The sequence below is a fragment of the Winogradskyella pacifica genome (genome assembly GCF_003386275.1).
Classification (GTDB): domain Bacteria; phylum Bacteroidota; class Bacteroidia; order Flavobacteriales; family Flavobacteriaceae; genus Winogradskyella; species Winogradskyella pacifica.
The window spans coordinates 1-2,679 of record NZ_QREI01000026.1; the positions used below are offsets into that span (position 1 = coordinate 1).

The following is a 2,679-nucleotide window of genomic DNA, read 5'->3' on the forward strand; positions in this document are numbered from 1 at the left end:
GTTCGGCTAAAATTTTTAATTTGAAAGGTTCACTGTAACGTCTAATTACTTTGTCATTTTTATACATAATTGTTTGAAATTATGTAGCCTTTTTTCAGTACAAGTCAAAATTCTACACAACGTCTCCGTATATGAGAAGTAGCAGATAAAAATGCTGTTACTTTTCAAGTTATATTCTAAGATAGCAGAAAAGAACAAGACCTTAGGGATTTGCTCTTAACTGCTATTTTTTATATACATTGTTGTGGTTAGTTTATTGCTTTACTAACGTCATTTCATAGGGCATTTTGAAAGAACCTTCTTCATTAGTATCTCGCCAAGTGAATACTTTCCAATGTAATTGCTCTTCGTTTCCTAAATTTGAATAGTTAAGCTCTAATTGTCCTGTAGTACCACCTAAACCTGGTTCGCTATAATAACCTAATTTTAATTTATTAGTATTGGTTGGGTCTGTGAAATAACCACCAAAGATATTCCAATCTCTTGTGTTTAAAGCAGGTTGCAAAACTGGAAAAGTATTATAAATTATTATGTCATTTTCGGTATACTTAATACGTGCAAAAATTTCATCTTCATAACCTCCAGTACCGACTCTATCCATTTCTCTTTTAAAAAAACTAATCTCAACAATTTTTGTAGGATTTGTTGCATTATTTTGGTATTTCCAGTCTCCTAAGAATTTATTAAACTCTCCGTTTACATCTTTGTAATAATAAGTGTTTCCTTCTACTTCAGTAGTCGTCTTTCTATCTTCAATTGGTACAATAGTTTGCCCAAAAGAATAATTTATTATTAAGAGTAAAATAATATTTGTTATAATTTTCATCGTTTTATATGTTTAATTATGTTATTGTTGTTCCCAATCTGTTATCATTGGCATCAAAAGTGGCTTCGTAATATGAAATGCCTAAGCCATCTCCATTTGATAATGTAAAATTATTTATAAAGTCTTTAAATTTTTCTTTAAAACAGGTATTGTCTGTATCTCCACAAGGCTCTATTACTTGTTTATTATAATCATCCTTAAGTTTCTTCATATCAGGTGAATCAATAGGATTTCCATAATCATCATAACCTATTGGTTCTAAAAGTTGCAAAGCAGCTTGCATTTTATCTTCATCATCTATTCTCATAGCAAAACCACCAGCAGGACTAATTAAAATAGCGGTAATATTATCATTTGAAAACCCAGTAAATTCCCCCATTCCTAAGAAAGCAACAATATCACCTGATGAAAACACAGGTGCAATATTTATTAATACTGGTGGCGCAACTGTATAATTATAAGCTTTTATTGGATGCATATGAACAACGACTTCGACGTCTGCAACAAAATCAGGATCAAAACGTGTACGAGTTCCGCTTGTATAATTTGGTAAGCGTTCATTATAATTACTTCCAGATTTAATATACTGTGCACCATCCTCTCTATGGTTAGTAGAATCGTTGGCTTTCTGTTTTTAATTCAATAATTTTGGTCTTAACATTGGCTTTATTGGTTATCTTTTTTAATTTTCTTTCGTTTGATAGTTCTATTTCTCCAATAATAAGGACAGTTGTATCATCAACACAATCTCCATTTTCAGTAAGTTGTAAGCAAGGTTCTGTTTCTGCATTTCCATTACCATTATCTGGGTCAGTATTGTTTCCTGTATTACCTGTTCCTGTTGAGCCACTTCCATCATTATTTGAACCTCCAGTTCCACCACCACCTGTACCAGTTCCAGTGCCTGTACCATTACCACTGCCATTTCCGTCGCCAGTTCCTGTTCCAGTGCTTCCGCCTCCGCCACCTCCTGATAAACAATCAGCATCTATAGATAGGGTTGTAGTTGTGTGTTGAGTTCCAAAATTATAACGACAGCCATTGTCTAATTGACCATTGTCTATTTGCCAATTAAAATTTTTGTCTTGGCAATAACTTCTTGTTGTTGTAATAATGTCTACACAATCTGCTCCGTTTCCACCAACATATATTCCTTTTGCAGCAAAATTTGAGTTTACCCAATTTTGGTCTTGCAATACAGTTGTCTCTATTTTTCCTTCTAAGTCAATGGTTATACCATTTTGTATTTGTTCTTTTTCTTGTTCGGTTAGATTATAAGTTATTAAATAAGCCTTATAGTTACCATCATTTTGAAGGCTTAATAACAAGTTTTCAATTAAGCCATTGTCAGTAGTACGATAAACAGGAAATGTGTAAGAATGATATGCACCATATTCTATATAATTGGCGACATCAGTATCTATTGTAAAATCCAATTCAGCGTTATATACATCTCTTGCAAGCAAATCAGGATTTGCTGAATTTGTTGTATTAGTAAATGTATTTAACTTTTCTGACAAAACAATATTATCAGTTACGTTTGGGTCAATAGATTTTTTAAGTATAAATTGTGGTTCATTGTTTAGCTATTCTTCTTCGTGCAAAAGAATATCATTTTCGTAACAGCTTGTTATGACAAATGAAATTCCAAAAAGGAAAATTCCGAATTTAAGATAAAGTTTGAGTTTTTGTTTCATAAAGAATTGGTTTGAAGTTAGTAAAAATTCACTGTTCTCGTTCGTAAAATGTCTTGCCCTGAAATATGGCTACAGGTTAAAATTGATTTTATGCGGTTAATTTATAGACCATATTTGGTGTTTTGAAGTCTAAAGATAAATGTAATCTTATTTCAT

3 protein-coding genes are annotated in these 2,679 nt (G+C 31.9%); all 3 read right to left on the reverse strand.

Translation table 11 applies throughout. The features are described from left to right. Positions 1-253: 253 nt before the first annotated feature. Positions 254-826 (reverse strand): DUF6705 family protein, encoded by a 573-nt coding sequence (locus DFQ09_RS18520; RefSeq protein ID WP_115813096.1) that lies wholly within the window; start codon positions 824-826, stop codon positions 254-256. A 16-nt stretch (positions 827-842) separates the two neighbouring features. After that, positions 843-1,304 (reverse strand): hypothetical protein, encoded by a 462-nt coding sequence (locus tag DFQ09_RS18525; protein ID WP_115813098.1) that lies wholly within the window; start codon positions 1,302-1,304, stop codon positions 843-845. A gap of 130 nt (positions 1,305-1,434) precedes the next feature. After that, positions 1,435-2,346 (reverse strand): hypothetical protein, encoded by a 912-nt coding sequence (locus DFQ09_RS19025; protein ID WP_181897216.1) that lies wholly within the window; start codon positions 2,344-2,346, stop codon positions 1,435-1,437. Positions 2,347-2,679: the final 333 nt, after the last annotated feature.

Coding starts and splice junctions, on each gene's coding strand:
- DFQ09_RS18520 (WP_115813096.1), bottom strand. CDS start 826: ATGAAAATTATAACAAATATTATTTTACTCTTAATAATAAATTATTCT.
- DFQ09_RS18525 (WP_115813098.1), bottom strand. CDS start 1,304: ATGCATCCAATAAAAGCTTATAATTATACAGTTGCGCCACCAGTATTA.